Genomic DNA, 15,900 nt, shown 5'->3' with positions numbered 1-15,900 from the left:
TGGTTTATCGATTGAGTAGTCAAAAGCGTTTATTGATCACAGTACAACCCGAACCAACTCAAGGCCGGCCAGCTCAGTATAAATCAGTTCCATATGCTCTTTACTGGTGACTCGTACACTAACGGATACAGAGTGGTAGTTGCCCTTGGGACTGGGTTTTATGGTCGGATTATAGTCGCCAGGCGCATGAGTTTGTAAGCAACCAATGACATCATCGGGCAACCTTTCATGGGCAACGCCCATCACTTTGAATGTCTGGAAGCAAGGGAATTCCAATAGTTGGTCAAAATGGGTATCCAATTGCAATTCTCCATCAGTTAAATTCAGGCGCGGATTATAACTGGTAATTTAGCTAAATTGTATGCTTAAACGAGTTTAGCTGAATGACAGCTGTAAGGCTGGAATAGCAGCATATAACGAACTTTTAACAAGTGCCCTGATACAGGGGCTAAAACAATAAAAGAGCCAATTGGCTCTTTTATTGTTTAATGACGAGTGGCGTAAATGGGTTATTCACCCAAGCCAAGCTGGAGTTTTATGTAATCCATGATACGTGAGAAGAAACCGCCTTCCTGAACTTCTTGCAATGCTACCAGCGGATATTCGGCAATTTCTTCACCTTCCAGTTGTAAATGCAATGTACCCACCACTTCACCTTTAGCAATTGGTGCTTCAAGTTTTTTATCCAGTTTGAAGTTGGCTTTCAGGTTTTTGCGCTGACCACGAGGAATGGTAATCGGTGTATCGTTCATAATACCCAAATCGACGATATCTTTATCACCCATGTAGATACGTTGTGATACAAAGCTTTCACCTGCGGCATAAGGCACAATGGTTTCGTAGTAACGGAAGCCGTATTTTAGCAACTTTTTATTTTCAATCTTACGTGCCCGTTCACTTTCGGTGCCCATAACGACTGCAATTAAACGCATATCACCTTGAGAGGCTGATGACACCAGACTGTAGCCTGCACCAGACGTATGGCCGGTTTTGATACCGTCTACATTCAGACTTTTATCCCATAACAGGCTATTGCGGTTATATTGCTTAATGTCGTTGTAGGTAAATTCTTTCTCGCTATAAATTTTATATTCGTTTGGTAAGTCTGCGACTAAATGACGGGCTAATGTGGACATATCGCGCGGCGTTGTATAGTGATCAGGATCATCCAGGCCATGGCTGTTGACAAAATGACTCGCTGACATGCCTAGTTTTTCGGCATACGCATTCATCATATCGGCAAATGCACTTTCACTGCCTGCAATGTGCTCGGCCATCGCCACACAAGCATCATTACCTGATTGCACAATAATGCCTTGATTAAGCATGTTAACCGGTATTTTTGAGCCTACCTCAATAAACATTTTTGATGAATCGGGGAAGTTTTTTGCCCAGGCATTTTCAGATATGGTGACTAAATCAGTGCCTTTGATGCGGCCGTTTTTAATTTCGTCACCAATGATATAGCTAGTCATCATCTTGGTTAAGCTGGCAGGAGCTAACTGAATATCAGCATTTTGTTCTGCAATTACGGTACCCGTAGTTGCATCAAGTAAAATATAACCCTTTGCGTTAATAGTAGGAGAAGGCGGAATAATCACTGCTTGTGAGTGAATACTGGTAACAAGCAAAATCGCTGGCACAATGAATTTAGCGAGAAGAGGTTTTATTTTGAGCATTATTCTTCCATATGTGAATTGGTGAATGAGATAGTTTGAACGCGCCACAATATATCATTTTTAACTATAAATATGAGGCTTAGTGAGCGATTTTTTTCAATAAGACTACTGCTTTGGCAAAAAGTTTGGTTTTAATGTGGATTTATTCCGGAGCGTACAACGTAAATGCGTTTGGATAGCCTTCTTTTTTCAAACGTTGGAGCAAATCATTGGCTGATTTTTCATCAGTTAATGGGCCAAGACGCAATCGAAATAAACCATTTTCTGTCGGGGTTTGTGCTGCCACTTGATACAATTGGGTCAGCCCTTTGGCAATTTGATTAATTCGTTTACTGTCTTGTAGCGCCGCAACCTGAATATATAAGGCTTTATCATTTTTATTAGTGGTTTTAGAGGCAAGCGGTTTACCTGCCACCAGCATATTACCCTGTTGATCGACAGTGATAACATCTAGCCGAATATCCGCTACGCCATGCTTGAGCATATCCAGTTTCTTAGCCGCCGCATAGGACATATCAAGCAAGCGGTGACCGTGAAAGGGGCCTCTGTCATTAATGCGTACAATGACTTGTTTGTTATTGGCTAAATTCGTGATCCGCGCATAGCTGGGTAATGGCAAAGTTTTATGTGCTGCAGACATTTGATACATATCATAAGTTTCACCATTGGCGGTTAAATGGCCGTGAAACTTTTGCCCGTACCATGAGGCTTGTCCAGTGGCAGAATAGCGCTTGGCTTGCTCACTATTCATTGGGGTATAGGTTTTACCTAAAACACTGTATTGACGCAAACTGGCTGGATAATGCGCCTCGTAGCGAGGAACCGCATCAGACAGGGAAATGTTATCCGGCAGTGAATGAGGCGCAGAATCATTACGCTGATAATAGCGACCGTAATTACTGGCACAGCCAGCCATAATGGTTACCAATAACAGTAGCAGGCCTAATTTCATATCTGCTTTTGTCTCTGTTGTTTAATTTGCTGACTTAATTGATAAACAGCCATGGCGTAAAGTGGGCTGTGATTATAGCGGGTAATGGTATAAAAGTTGTTGAGTCCCACCCAATATTCATGGCCTTTATCCAACTCAAATTCCAGCAGCTTTACCTTGCTATCTGGCGCTAAATCTTGCTCGACACTAATACCTTGTTGACGTAATTGTTGCCATTGGTGCTTGGGTTTTAACGAGTTTGATAATAAAGCGCCAATATCATTGTTCGCCAAGTTGGCTTTAAAAGCTACTGGTTGATTGCGCTGCCAGCCATTTTTGCGAAAGTAATTAGCCACGCTTCCAATCGCATCGGCAGGGTTATTGAATAAATCACGAATATTGTCCTGATCAAAATCCAGCGCGTAATGGCGGTAACTGGATGCAATAAATTGTCCCCAACCCATGGCGCCCGCATAGGAGCCTTTAATTTGTGTGGGGTCAAATTTTTCTTCGCGGCATAACAATAAAAACTGTTCTAGTTCAGAGCGAAAAAAGCGGCTTCGAGCCGGATAATAAAATCCCAAGGTGTATAGTGAGTCCAGCACCGAATATTGACCTAAATGGGTACCAAAATTGGTTTCTACGCCAATGATAGCCACTATGATTTCGGCGGGGACGCCAGTTTGTTGTTCAGCCTGTTGCAAGATACTGGCATGTTTTTGCCAGAATTCGACACCCGCATCACGTCGTTTATCGGTTAAAAATAACGGTGCATATTGATACCAGGGTTTGGCTTCCCAGGGGCGTTTTATCTTATCAATAATACCTTGTTGTTTGTTGGCCCGTTGCAATAAGGAGGCGAGTTTGTCGGCATCAAATTGATGCGAGGTAACCATCTTGGTGATAAACGCCTGTTGTTCAGACGTGGCTGTTTTTTCTGCCGGGGTTGGATTAGCTAATGATTGCGCTGCGGTGAACAATAGCAAGCCAATAAACCCATATTTTAATGCTGGTTGCATAGTGTAATTGTGATCCTGTTTACTCTCTGGATAGTAAGCGTTTTTGCGTGCCAATCGCCATTAAAATACCAAAACCGGCCAACAAGGTTACCATCGATGTTCCACCATAACTGACTAGCGGCAGCGGAACACCCACTACGGGTAAAATCCCGGATACCATGCCCATATTAACGAACACATAGACAAAAAAGGTCAAGGTGATACTACCGGCCAATAACTTGCTGTAAGCGTCCTGGGCGCGCATGGCGATAATCATGCCACGCACAATAATAAATAAGTAAATGGTCAGTAGCAGCATAATACCGACTAATCCGAATTCTTCACTGAATACCGAAAAAATAAAGTCGGTGTGACGTTCGGGTAAAAACTCAAGCTGTGATTGGGTGCCGTGCAGCCAGCCTTTGCCTTGCAATCCACCAGAACCAATCGCAATTTGTGATTGAATAATATGGTAGCCGGTATTGAGTGGATCACTTTCAGGATGCAGGAAGGTCAGTACCCGCTGTTTCTGATAATCCTGCATCAGGAAAAACCACATGATGGGCGCAAATGCTGAACCCATTGCAACTAACGTGGCGATAATTTTCCAGCTCATGCCGGCTAAAAAAATCACAAAAATACCGGAACTGGCAATCAGTAATGAGGTGCCCAAGTCAGGCTGTTTAGCAATTAACAGAGTAGGAATAGTCACCAGTACAAAAGCGATAAATACATGTCGCAGTTTAGGCGGGAGGTTATAACGGCTAATATACCAGGCCACCATCATTGGCACGGCAAGTTTCATTATTTCAGATGGTTGAAAACGCATAAAGCCTAAATCCAGCCAGCGTTGTGCGCCTTTACCAATGGTACCAATCACCAATACTGCTACCAACATGGCAATACCGATCAGATAAAAATAAATGGATACCCGTCGATAGGCCATGGGCGGAATTTGTGCCAAGGCAAACATGACCAACAAGGCAAAGCCAAGGCGAATAAGTTGACGATAGATAAGCTCGATATCTTGTCCACCGGCCGAATAAATCACGAATAACCCGACGGTCATTAAAATTACCAGGCCAGTTAATAACAGACCGTCAATATGCAGCCGTCCTAGCGTAGAGCGCTTATCTGGATTGAGAGTGTTGCGTAGCATTATCCGTCTCGTCTTCTGGTTTGGGGAAATAATAATCCATTACCGCACGGGCTACCGGTGCCGCTTGTGAACCACCATGACCGGCATTTTCCACCACAATGGTCAGGGCTAATTCGGGATTCTGATAGGGGGCAAAACCAATATACATGGCGTTATCACGTAAATGGGCTGCGATTTTCTCAGCATCGTATTTTTCATCTTCTGCGATGCCAATCAACTGGGCGGTACCGGTTTTACCGGCAGAAACATAATGGGTTTTGGCAAAGGCCTTGTAGCCAGTTCCACCCACCCGATTCACTACGCCATACATGGCATCGAGTACGGTGTCCCAGTATTTATCATCTTTAACCAGAAATGGCATATTTTCTTTAGGGGGGTACATCGCATCATCGTCATCATTTTTATAGCCCCGAATGATCTGTGGGACATAGGAGTGACCATGATCGACCATGGTTGTCACCGAGAGCGTCAATTGCAGTGGCGTTGCAGTCCAGTAACCCTGACCAATTCCCACCGGGATAGTATCACCGATATACCAAGGCTTATTATAACGTGCCCGTTTCCAGCCTCGGCTTGGCATATTCGCATCGGATTCTTCGTATAAATCGATGCCAGTATATTCACCAAAACCAAATTTATTCATCGCTTCACTAATCCGGTCTATGCCCAGTTTGTACGCCAGATCGTAAAAAAACGTATCGCAAGAGACTTCAATCGCCTTGGTCACATTGACCCAGCCATGTCCCCAAGGCAGCCAGTCACGCCAGGTACGGGGACCATTTTTTAGCTGATAACTGCCCGGATCATAAACCCGACTGGTATCGGTAATCACGCCTTCATTTAATCCGGCTAAGGCTAACATGGGTTTTACTGTTGAAGCGGGCGGGTATTGACCTTGTGTGGCGCGATTTATTAAAGGCCGATTAGGATCATTAAGCAGGCGGTTATAATCTTTACTGCTGATTCCATGTACAAACAGGTTAGGGTCGTAACTGGGATTACTGTATAGCGCTAATACACCGCCATCACGGGGATCAATCACGACCACTGAACCACTATTTTCTCCCAACGCTTGTTGGGCGACTTGCTGCATTTTTACATCGATATTCAGAATAATATCGGTACCGGGAACGGGCGGCTGGAATTTCAAGGTGCGAATAATTCGTCCCTGACTGTTAACTTCTACTTCCTGATAACCCACTTCACCATGTAACAGGGTTTCATGAAATTTTTCAACGCCTTGCTTACCAATATCATAAGTCGCCGCATAGTTGGCATCCTGACCGGATTCAGCGAGTTTTTGTAAGTCTCGTTTATTAATTTTGGCCACATAACCTAATGCGTGAGTCAGCGTATCACCATAGGGATAGTAACGCTTCAAACGTGCTTCGACACTGATACCCGGATATTTAAACTGGTTGACGGAAAATAATGCGACTTGCTCTTGTGTCATATTATTAATCAAGGCGACAGGCTTAAAGCGTCGTTGTCCTTTCAGATCTTTTTGAAAGCTTTCGATATCATCATCGTCAATATTTAATAAGGTGGTTAATTCACTGACTACCTTTTGCAGATCGGCACTTTGCTCAGGGACGACTTCAAGACGAAACACGGGTTTGTTATCGGCCAGCAGTTCACCGTTACGGTCATAGATCAAACCGCGATTGGGCGCCACCGGAAGGACTTTAATACGGTTACCGTTTGAACGGGTTTGGTAATCTTCAAAGCGGGTAACTTGCAGATAATATAAATTACTGATTAATACGCCTAAGGCAATAAAGATAATCAGTAATGCGATGACGGAACGCCGGGCAAATAAATTCGCTTCTGCGGTGTGGTCTCTTATTGTTATTCTTTTTGACGCCACCAATGACAACCTATTCTCTGTGATAGGGGTGATTATTATTTAATGACCAACCCCGATACAAACTTTCTGCCAGCACAATTCTGACTAGTGGATGTGGAAGGGTTAGAGCCGACAATGACCACTTTTGTTCCGCGATAGCGATACATTCCGGGGCTAGGCCTTCCGGGCCACCAATTAACAGGCTGACATCCCGGCCATCCATTAACCAATCGGCCATATTTTTAGCTAATGTGGGAGTGGTCCACGGTTTGCCGGTCACTTCCAGGGTGACGACACGGTTCCCTTTGGGGATTGCCGCCAGCATTTGCTGTCCTTCTTTATGCAATATACGGGTGATGTCAGCGTTTTTACCTCGTTTTCCGGCAGGAATTTCGGTTAGTTGCAACACAACATCGGCATTCAGGCGACGAGCGTATTCCTGATAGCCTTGTTCAACCCAACTGGGCATTTTACTGCCCACTGCAATGATTTGAATACGCATGATGTTAAGTTAAACAGGGGCGATTAGCCCCATAGTTTTTCAAGTTGGTAGAAATCGCGGGTGTCATCTTGCATGACATGCAGTACCACATTTCCCATATCCACTAAAACCCATTCGCCGGTATCTTGACCTTCTACGCCAAGCGGGGCTTCACCAGCCTGTTTGGCCTCGGTAATAACATTTTCTGCGATGGAAACAACATGACGCTTAGAGTTACCGGAGCAAACAATCATACAATCGGTAACGGTCGATTTGTTGGTGACATCGAGTTGTACGATGTCGCGTGCTTTTAGATCTTCAATTTTTTCTATGACAAACTGGGTCAGTTGTGCGTTATCCAACAGATTTATCCTTTAGACAGGTTTAATAAACAATACAGAGGTAAGTTTATCACGATCTGGTAATTACACACCATGACTGTATAACCCTTGTTGGCGGATATATTCAGCTACATTGTCATACAACATGTGGTTGGCTGATTGGCCTAAATAAAGTTGTTGGCGAATTTCGGTGGCTGATATATCGATAAGCGCTACCTTGGCAAAATAAATCACACCGCTAGGACGGCGATGTAACGCATCCACATCCTGATTGCCATGCTGCGTAACCAGTGCATCCAGATTTGAGTTAAGTTGCATTTTATAGCCGGGACGCTGACAAACAATTAAGTGACTCAAACCAACAATATCCTGCCACCGATGCCAGCTATCGAAATGATTAAAAGCATCCATCCCCATAATAAAACCCAACGGCTGCTGGGGATATTGTTGACGAAATTCAGTCAAGGTATCAAACGAGTAAGAAGGCGTCGTCCGATTTAATTCCCGATCATCGGCAATAAACTGGGGATATTGCTGGCAAGCCAGCTGAACCATGCGTAGGCGATGTGCCGCATTCACCGCAGGTGTTTGACGATGGGGAGGAATATGACAAGGCAGAACATGCACTTGTTGCATGGCGAGTTGTCGAGCAGCCTGTTCTACCGGCTGCAAATGACCTTTGTGAATGGGATCAAAAGTACCGCCAAATATGCCAATCATTGGTAGTCAACTTGCATTATTGCCTGTCCAACATGGTTAATAATCCAGCTGAATTTGGGCTAATGGCATGGGCATAAATAGCAGGCATAAATGACTCAGTTCGACAAACGGGCGGGCAATGGCACTTTGTTTTAAACCTTGATCCAGTGCCGCCAATTTGGGTTGCATTAACTCTATATCTGATAACGATAAACGCTGTAATGCTGCGGAATAAAGTGATTGGCGACTTTGCCAAATGCGCATGGTTTTGTATAACTGGGAAAGACTCTGTCCTTGCTGTTGGGCAAATTTAAGCTCATACAAGGTTTGCCATTCACGGGTTAGCGCCCATAGGACCACGACCGGCTCAATGCCTTCACTTTCCAGGCGATACAGCATTTTGATGGTTTTGTTAATATCACCGGATAACAACACATCAACCAACTGAAACACATTGAAACGGGCGTGATCGCCAATAGCCTGTTGTAGTTGTTTAAAGTCGATTTGTCCGTCCGGAAACAGTAACGGTAACTTATCTATTTCCTGCTGGGCGGCGAGTAAATTACCTTCACAATGCTCGGCTAGCAGGGCGATGGCTTCGGCACTGGTATGGATTTGCCGCAGACGCAATCGATTGGCTATCCATTGTTGTAACTGGCGTCCTTCAACCGGATAACAAGGAACATAAACCCCTTGTTTATCCAAGGTTTTAAACCATTTACTGTTTTGCACATCACGGCCAATTTTATCGCCATGCAATACTATTATCGTATCGGGATTGGTATGTTCAGCCACCGTGACCAGGGTTTTGCTGCCTTCAGTACCGGGTTTGCCGCTAGGCAATTCCAGTTCAATCATTTGGCGGCTGGAAAACAGCGACATGGATTGACTGGCTTCAATCAGGCTATGCCATTGAAACTGACTATCGACTTGCAGTGATTGACGTTCATCAAAGCCTTGCTGACGTGCAGCGTGACGTAATTGTTCAATCGCTTCGATTTTTTGTTGCGGTTCATCGCCAAAAATTAGGTAAAAAGGCTTTAGCTGCCCATTTAGGTGTTCTGCAAAACGGTTGGGATAAACTTGCATTAACCAGCCGTATTTTGCAGGCTGCGATTGGCTAACTGACGTAATATTTTGTCCGCTGCCTGTTGGCGCATTTCATTTAACACCAGTTCAAGCTCTCTGGATTTAGCCAGTACCGCATTGGGATCGTCTTGATATTCCCTGACAATATCGAACTCGATTAATTCACCTTGTTCGGCATCGGGCAATAGCAACATATAAGTGACGGTATAAACCAATTCGTACTCAGCAACCTGACCGGTCGCAAACAAAGACAATAATCGACGTTCCAGATTATCTTTAACCAATTTAATAATCGGCAAGCTCGGGTCTTGTGGATCGGTGACCTTGACTTGATGATTTTCCAATTGTGTTTTAACCGCCCGATATAAAGGATCGTATTGACTGCTCGACTGTAATTGAATGGTATGTAAACCGGCAGGCAACGTATTAGTACCGCGTAGCTTAAAGCCACACCCGCTAAGGGTGAGGCAAACGGCGAGCAACAAAACACGAAAGTCAGTCATTTAATTGGCCACAATATTAACCAGTTTACCCGGTACGTAGATAACTTTACGGATGGTTTTACCGTCGGTAAATTGCTGTACATTTTCTTCAGCCAAGGCTTGTTGTTGTACGGCCTCCGCTGAGGCATCGGCAGCGACGGTAATCTTAGCACGCAATTTTCCGTTAACTTGCACCACTACCAATTTTTCATCTTCTACTAATGCAGCGGGGTCGGCTTCCGGCCATCCGGACAATTCCACATCGGTGTTGTGGCCCAAGTCCTGCCACAATACATGACAAACATGGGGGGTAACGGGGGTCAGCAATTGAACAAGCGCGGTGACAGCTTCACGCATTAAGGCTTTATCTTGTTCGTTTTCCTGTGGGGCCTTTTGTAAATGGTTTAATAATTCCATCACCGCTGCTATTGCCGTATTAAAGGTTTGGCGACGACCAATATCATCACTGACTTTGGCGATGGTTTTATGTACTTCGCGACGGACGGCCTTTTGATCGGCAGAAAGTGCATTAACGTCCAGTGGTTGAGTCTCGCCTAAGGCAATATGGCCCTGAACTAATTTCCAGAAACGCTTGATAAAGCGATTAGCTCCTTCAACTCCTGAATCAATCCATTCCAGCGTTTGTTCTGGTGGCGCGGCAAACATGGTAAACAAGCGGATCGTGTCGGCACCATACTGATCGATTACTTTTTGTGGATCGATACCGTTGTTCTTCGATTTAGACATTTTGGTCATGCCGCCATGGGTCACTTCCAAACCATCAGTGGTTAAAATCGCTTTGGTAACACGGCCTTTATCATCTTTTTCTACTGCTACATCAGCAGGGGAATACCAAGTGGTCTTGCCCGACTCGTCAGTGCGATAGTAAGAATCGGCTAACACCATGCCTTGACACAACAGGCGTTTAAATGGCTCGTTGCTGCTAACCAGTCCTTCATCACGTAATAACTTGTGGAAGAAACGGGAATAGAGCAGGTGCAAAATAGCGTGTTCAATCCCGCCCACATACTGATCAACCGGCAACCAGTAATTGGCTTGCGCCGGATCAAGCATGGCCTGATCATTTTGCGCTGAGCAATAACGGGCGTAATACCAGCTTGATTCCATAAAGGTGTCAAAGGTATCCGTTTCGCGCAGGGCAGGTTGACCGTTAAAAGTGGTTTTGGCCCATTCAGGATCCGCTTTAATAGGAGAAATAACCCCGTCCATTACCACATCTTCGGGTAATTCTACCGGGAGTTGCTCAGCAGGAACCGGCACCGATTCACCATTGTCCAGATTCAACATGGGAATAGGGGAGCCCCAGTAACGCTGGCGCGAAACACCCCAGTCGCGCAATCGATAATTTACCGATTTTTTGCCTTTTCCTTCAGCCATCAACTTGGCGCAGATAGCGTTAAATGCTGCGTCGAATTCCAGTCCGTCAAATTCGTCCGAGTTAATTAACTGACCTTTTTCGGTGTAAGCTGCCTGAGTCAGATCGCATTCACCGCCATCAGTTGGGGCAATCACCTGTTTAATCTCAAGGCCATATTTAGTCGCAAATTCCCAGTCGCGTTGATCATGTCCTGGCACCGCCATTACGGCACCAGAGCCATAATTCATCAGTACAAAGTTCGCGACCCACACCGGTACGGTTTCACCGGTTAAAGGATGGATGGCGGTCAAACCGGTGGCACAACCTTTTTTCTCCATGGTAGCCAGTTCTGCTTCGGCGACCTTGGTGTTTTTACATTCATCAATAAAGGCGGCCAGCTCAGGATTATTTTTAGCCGCTTGCAAAGCCAACGGATGCTGTGCCGCTAACGCCACATAAGTGACGCCCATTAACGTGTCCGGGCGGGTAGTATAAATATCAAACGTCTGGTCACTGTTGGCCAAACTAAAGGTCATATCGACCCCTTCGGAGCGGCCAATCCAGTTTTTCTGCATGGCCACGACTTGTTCAGGCCATTCTTGCAGGTTATCTAATTCGGATAGCAGTTCTTCTGCGTAGTCGGTAATTTTAATAAACCATTGGGGAATTTCTTTTTGCTCCACCAATGCACCTGAACGCCAACCACGGCCATCGATAACCTGTTCATTGGCCAATACGGTGTGATCGACGGGATCCCAGTTGACGGTGGAATTCTTTTTATATACCAGTCCTTTTTCAAACAGACGGGTGAAAAACCATTGCTCCCAACGGTAGTAATCTTTCTTGCAGGTAGTAACTTCGCGATCCCAGTCATAACCAAAACCCAGCGATTTCAACTGGTTTTTCATGTAGTCAATATTGGAATAAGTCCAATTAGCTGGCGCGGTATGATTGGCAATGGCGGCATTTTCAGCGGGTAGGCCAAACGCATCCCAACCCATGGGCTGCATAACATTTTTGCCCTGCATACGCTGGTAACGACTGATCACATCACCAATGGTGTAATTACGCACGTGCCCCATGTGCAAGCGGCCACTGGGATACGGAAACATCGACAGACAGTAGTATTTTTCTTTACTGGCATCTTCAACGGCTTTGAAAACCTTATTTTGTTCCCAGTGTTGCTGAACGGCTTTTTCGATTTGCTGGGGGCTGTACTGTTTTTCCATCTTAATTAGGTTTCCAAAACGGTCGGATTAAAGAATAAATAATAATCCCTAAGAATACCCTAGCGCCCTAGTAAGTCACAATAGTGTAAGGCACTTATCCTGCGTTATTGGTTAATCAATGAGCAGATTAGCCACGATTGGGGTGAATTGGCGGGAAATAGACAGTTGGGTTACCAAAATCATCTCGTTGACAGCGAGCGACTTAAACGATGGGTCAAAATTGGGCTGGAATGTGCCAAAAGCGGCCTTACTATCCTGCTAGGGTGAACAGCATAAATGAGCGATTACTATTAATTTTGAGCTGACTCCAGATTTTATTAACTTGTCAGTTTTTTTTACACTTTTTAATTTAAATATTACTTAATAATATAGTAACGTATTGATAAATAATAACTTATTATCATTGGCTTGATAGTTGCTCTCTTTGTCGTTGATAGGAGGTAATTAAACAGATTAATTTGAGCTGAATATTTATCGCCTTTATTAATATCTGTTACCAACCTATGGAATTCTCGTCATGAAGTTAAATTTAAGAAAAGTCCGAAACTTATTTTCGTTAGTCATACTATTAAGTGTCATTTCTCCTCTAACAATTGCTACTCCAATCATTTGGTATCTTCAAGAAGCAAATTTCAACTCCGGAGGAAGTGCAAGTGGTTCTTTTATGTATGACGCCGATTTAAATCTCTATTCGAATATCAATCTGATCACCACACCAGATGCAATCAGAGAAGGGAATACATTTAATTTTGTGAACACGACATCTCCAGGTGACGCAACCACTTTAATATCCCTCACTGGTGACGCCATTACAGGCTCTATTGAGTTAGCATTAGGATTTGCGGCTCCACTAACTAATGCGGGAGGCACTATAGACATCGCACCTTACCCAACTGGCTTTACGGTTGAAGGCATCTGCAATAATGACTGTAGCGGAATAAATGCACCTTTCCGCTTTTTGAATTCAGGCTTTGTATCTACAACGCTGTTTGACAATACTGACGCAAACGTTGTTCCAGAGCCGTCAGCTGTAACATTATTTGGCATCGGATGTATTGTTATTGCTCTATATCGACGCAGAAAACACATATCAGTAAATATCTGAATATCTGGAGTCAGAGAAACATCTGGGGTCAGAGTAAACTTTTGAACTAAAGAAACATCTGGGGTCAGAGTCTGAAGTATCCCCACAAATAATATAGGTAAATCATAAAGATAGTTAAAAATTGCGGAACATTCATGGCATTTGATGATCAGATCAATCGCCAAACATCACTGATGAACCTACGCCATGAATGTAAACATCTGGGGTCAGAGTAAACTTTTGAACTAAAGTATAGTTTGTGAATGTAGAGTTTAAAAGGTTATGTAAATAGCCCGTCTTCCACGAGTTAATCCTATTGGTGTGGTGCAACATATCATCCAAAGAGGCAATAATCGCCAAGTCTGCTTTGGTAGCGAGCAAGATTTTGCTCGCTATGTGAATTGGTTAAAAGACTATGCTCAGAAATCCCAAGTAGACATTCATGCTTGGGTGTTGATGACGAACCATGTTCATTTACTGTGCACCTCACGTAGTGAAAATGGCATAGGTAAAATGATGTAATCCCTCGGCAGGCAGTATGTAAGGTATTTTAATTACCAATACAAACGTACTGGTACGTTGTGGCAGGGGCGATATAAATCTTGTTTAGTTCAAGCTGAAGATCACCTATTGCACTTGTATCGTTATATTGGATTAAATCCGGTAAGGGCGGGCATGGTAAATGACCCAGCGGAATATAAGTGGTCAAGTTATCAAATCAATGGGTTGGGTAAAGAGTCTGCACTGTGTAAGCCTCATGAACAGTACAACCGATTAGCTAAAAGTAAAAGTGTAAGACTAGAAAGTTATCGGACGTTGTTTAAGTCACACGTTGAAGGAGCACAGCTAAAAGATATACGTCAAGCGACTAACAAAGGAATGGCCATTGGTACCGATATATTTAAACAGCAGATTGAAGAATTAACAGGCCGAAGAATTAAGTCTGCAAAAATGGGGGCGGCTTAAAATAAAACAACACAATGGTTAAAGTTTACTCTGACCCCAGATTTTACAATGGTTAAAGTTTACTCTGACCCCAGATTTTACCAGATTTTATTCAGATTTTAAGTTTACTCTGACCCCAGATTTTCTGACCCCAGATTTTCTTGAGACTTTCGAACATCTCTCGTAAAACTTCAACAGCCTGACAACCGATAACACCTTTTACTAAGTCTACGTGAGGTATATCCATTTAATATCTTTCATCTTTTAAACTAAAATTAACACTTTGGGGCTTTCAGTAGACCACAAGCTGACGTGGTTGCTCAACTGGTTCAAGCCCAAAGCGGACTAAATAAATCAATAACTCAAGCGCGGATTAACTTGCCCACTGTCCTTAAGCTTGGTAAAAAAGCTACCGCTTTGTTGCATGCCCTAAAGGGCATTAAGGAAATCAATACTATGTGTGAAAAAATATGGAACCTAATCATGTCATATACAACTAGTGACATGAGAAACATAGCGACTGTTATATTTTACACTGGAGTCTTGTTTGCTACTTACAAAACATACTGCCAAGCAAAGTTGAGCATTTTTAGCAGTGAAAGAAATGAAGTATTCAAGGTTAAGTTAGAAGAGATTCTGAAAATATACAGAGAGGTATCAGGAGTTAGTAATAATGACTTGATCAGTAAATTAAACTACTTCGAGATAATCAACAGCAACATTCGAAGAGACCAAGCCCTAATATGCCTTGATATACTCAATAAAAGAGGAACAGAAAACAATAATGTAAAAGAGGCACTTAAAGGAATCATTCGCGGTGAAAACAATAGACTAGGATTGCCAATGTCCCCCCATTTTCCTGATAACACTGACATGGAATATACGTCTTACAAAAAAATGGCATTACAAAATGGTTTGTTAAACGAATGGGTTTCAGAGTTTGTCTTTGGATCCACATACCATCAAAAAGTATATGGACTCCAACAAATGCGAAATTCAATGCTGTTACCAGATGAAGTTAAAAGCTCTTTTGATAATTTACTCAAAACTATTATGGCTGCCAACCTTGATGTATGTATTGCGCTGCGCAATATGTCCGATAATCATAAAATACTGGAGGGAAAAAGCGATGAAGAATTATTAGATTTCGCCTACTCCTCGGGCTTGTTAAAGTTTGCAGCATGCATAAATGCAGCAGAGCCAATAAAAGAAGCGGCTGGCAAAGTCGCAGAGGAACTAAAGAAACATCTAGAAGACAAAGGGTTGATTTTATAAATAAGTCAGTAACCCATCAACGACACATCCCTGATAGACTCCCGCAGTTTCCTCCTTTGGATATTATCCGCTAGCTGCCCCTACCTAGCAGGGTGAATAGTCATTTAGTGTGGCCAACAGTGAACTGATAATCTAAACAATAGCAGGCGTAGCGACTAAAAATTGTTAGTCTACAAAACTACGCAACAATAGTCCGGCTTAGCAACATGATACTCATTGAGCCTCCTCCCTCAGCCCAGTCATTTTGACTAAGCTGAAGGTGCTCAAACCCAAAAGGAGAAGAC

Annotated in this window: 16 protein-coding genes; 4 read left to right on the top strand and 12 right to left on the bottom strand. The window is 43.6% G+C overall.

Translation table 11 applies throughout. The annotated features are described in order from the left end of the window. Positions 1–36 precede the first annotated feature (36 nt). From ybeD to leuS, 12 genes are all read right to left on the bottom strand, one after another. Positions 37–300, bottom strand: coding sequence for a DUF493 family protein YbeD (ybeD, locus tag ACTD55_RS14325; RefSeq protein WP_438865021.1), 264 nt, complete (start codon positions 298–300; stop codon positions 37–39). Positions 301–509: 209 nt separating this feature from the next. Further along, entirely contained in the window at positions 510–1,679 is a 1,170-nt protein-coding gene (locus tag ACTD55_RS14320) for a serine hydrolase (protein WP_438865020.1), read from the bottom strand. A 142-nt stretch (positions 1,680–1,821) separates the two neighbouring features. After that, entirely contained in the window at positions 1,822–2,631 is an 810-nt protein-coding gene (locus ACTD55_RS14315; RefSeq protein ID WP_438865019.1) for a septal ring lytic transglycosylase RlpA family protein, read from the bottom strand. Further along, positions 2,628–3,629: a lytic murein transglycosylase B gene (mltB, locus tag ACTD55_RS14310; RefSeq protein WP_438865018.1), complete on the bottom strand. Its 1,002-nt coding sequence runs from the start codon at positions 3,627–3,629 to the stop codon at positions 2,628–2,630. The genes ACTD55_RS14315 and mltB overlap by 4 nt, the downstream gene beginning before the upstream one ends. Positions 3,630–3,648: 19 nt before the next feature. Beyond that, complete coding sequence (gene rodA, locus ACTD55_RS14305; RefSeq protein WP_438865017.1) at positions 3,649–4,767, bottom strand: rod shape-determining protein RodA; 1,119 nt, start codon at positions 4,765–4,767, stop codon at positions 3,649–3,651. Further along, positions 4,739–6,634: a penicillin-binding protein 2 gene (gene mrdA, locus ACTD55_RS14300; RefSeq protein WP_438865016.1), complete on the bottom strand. Its 1,896-nt coding sequence runs from the start codon at positions 6,632–6,634 to the stop codon at positions 4,739–4,741. The genes rodA and mrdA overlap by 29 nt, the downstream gene beginning before the upstream one ends. 10 nt (positions 6,635–6,644) lie before the next feature. Next, the gene (gene rlmH, locus ACTD55_RS14295) at positions 6,645–7,115 is read right to left on the bottom strand and encodes a 23S rRNA (pseudouridine(1915)-N(3))-methyltransferase RlmH (protein WP_438865015.1); all 471 of its coding nucleotides are present in this window, start codon (positions 7,113–7,115) and stop codon (positions 6,645–6,647) included. Positions 7,116–7,138: 23 nt separating this feature from the next. Beyond that, positions 7,139–7,456: a ribosome silencing factor gene (rsfS, locus tag ACTD55_RS14290; protein WP_438865014.1), complete on the bottom strand. Its 318-nt coding sequence runs from the start codon at positions 7,454–7,456 to the stop codon at positions 7,139–7,141. Positions 7,457–7,519: 63 nt separating this feature from the next. After that, a complete protein-coding gene (nadD, locus tag ACTD55_RS14285) occupies positions 7,520–8,155 on the bottom strand; it encodes a nicotinate-nucleotide adenylyltransferase (RefSeq protein ID WP_438865013.1) in 636 nt (211 codons plus the stop codon). Positions 8,156–8,191: 36 nt separating this feature from the next. After that, positions 8,192–9,223 carry a DNA polymerase III subunit delta gene (gene holA / locus ACTD55_RS14280; protein WP_438865012.1) on the bottom strand — a complete coding sequence of 344 codons (1,032 nt, stop codon included), beginning with the start codon at positions 9,221–9,223 and terminating at the stop codon, positions 8,192–8,194. Continuing rightward, positions 9,223–9,726: an LPS-assembly lipoprotein LptE gene (locus ACTD55_RS14275; protein WP_438865011.1), complete on the bottom strand. Its 504-nt coding sequence runs from the start codon at positions 9,724–9,726 to the stop codon at positions 9,223–9,225. The genes holA and ACTD55_RS14275 overlap by 1 nt, the downstream gene beginning before the upstream one ends. Continuing rightward, the gene (gene leuS, locus ACTD55_RS14270; protein ID WP_438865010.1) at positions 9,727–12,312 is read right to left on the bottom strand and encodes a leucine--tRNA ligase; all 2,586 of its coding nucleotides are present in this window, start codon (positions 12,310–12,312) and stop codon (positions 9,727–9,729) included. It lies immediately after the preceding gene. Between the two features lie 517 nt (positions 12,313–12,829). On the opposite strand from leuS, the gene ACTD55_RS14265 reads away from it, so the two are divergent. The 4 genes from ACTD55_RS14265 to ACTD55_RS14250 all read left to right on the top strand — a co-directional run bounded on the left by ACTD55_RS14265 (position 12,830) and on the right by ACTD55_RS14250 (position 15,616). Then, the gene (locus ACTD55_RS14265; RefSeq protein WP_438865009.1) at positions 12,830–13,417 is read left to right on the top strand and encodes a PEP-CTERM sorting domain-containing protein; all 588 of its coding nucleotides are present in this window, start codon (positions 12,830–12,832) and stop codon (positions 13,415–13,417) included. Between the two features lie 303 nt (positions 13,418–13,720). Then, the gene (locus ACTD55_RS14260) at positions 13,721–13,918 is read left to right on the top strand and encodes a transposase (protein ID WP_438865008.1); all 198 of its coding nucleotides are present in this window, start codon (positions 13,721–13,723) and stop codon (positions 13,916–13,918) included. Positions 13,919–14,026: 108 nt separating this feature from the next. Next, entirely contained in the window at positions 14,027–14,362 is a 336-nt protein-coding gene (locus ACTD55_RS14255; protein WP_438865007.1) for a transposase, read from the top strand. Positions 14,363–14,653: 291 nt separating this feature from the next. Next, entirely contained in the window at positions 14,654–15,616 is a 963-nt protein-coding gene (locus tag ACTD55_RS14250; RefSeq protein WP_438865006.1) for a hypothetical protein, read from the top strand. Positions 15,617–15,900 lie beyond the last annotated feature (284 nt).

Source organism: Neptunicella sp., from assembly GCF_048268085.1.
Lineage (GTDB): Bacteria > Pseudomonadota > Gammaproteobacteria > Enterobacterales > Alteromonadaceae > Neptunicella.
This window is presented reverse-complemented; position numbering and strand designations above follow the sequence as displayed.

Coding starts and splice junctions, on each gene's coding strand:
- nadD (WP_438865013.1), bottom strand. CDS start 8,155: ATGATTGGCATATTTGGCGGTACTTTTGATCCCATTCACAAAGGTCAT.
- ACTD55_RS14320 (WP_438865020.1), bottom strand. CDS start 1,679: ATGCTCAAAATAAAACCTCTTCTCGCTAAATTCATTGTGCCAGCGATT.
- rlmH (WP_438865015.1), bottom strand. CDS start 7,115: ATGCGTATTCAAATCATTGCAGTGGGCAGTAAAATGCCCAGTTGGGTT.
- ACTD55_RS14275 (WP_438865011.1), bottom strand. CDS start 9,726: ATGACTGACTTTCGTGTTTTGTTGCTCGCCGTTTGCCTCACCCTTAGC.
- holA (WP_438865012.1), bottom strand. CDS start 9,223: ATGCAAGTTTATCCCAACCGTTTTGCAGAACACCTAAATGGGCAGCTA.
- leuS (WP_438865010.1), bottom strand. CDS start 12,312: ATGGAAAAACAGTACAGCCCCCAGCAAATCGAAAAAGCCGTTCAGCAA.
- rodA (WP_438865017.1), bottom strand. CDS start 4,767: ATGCTACGCAACACTCTCAATCCAGATAAGCGCTCTACGCTAGGACGG.
- ACTD55_RS14315 (WP_438865019.1), bottom strand. CDS start 2,631: ATGAAATTAGGCCTGCTACTGTTATTGGTAACCATTATGGCTGGCTGT.
- ACTD55_RS14265 (WP_438865009.1), top strand. CDS start 12,830: ATGAAGTTAAATTTAAGAAAAGTCCGAAACTTATTTTCGTTAGTCATA.
- mltB (WP_438865018.1), bottom strand. CDS start 3,629: ATGCAACCAGCATTAAAATATGGGTTTATTGGCTTGCTATTGTTCACC.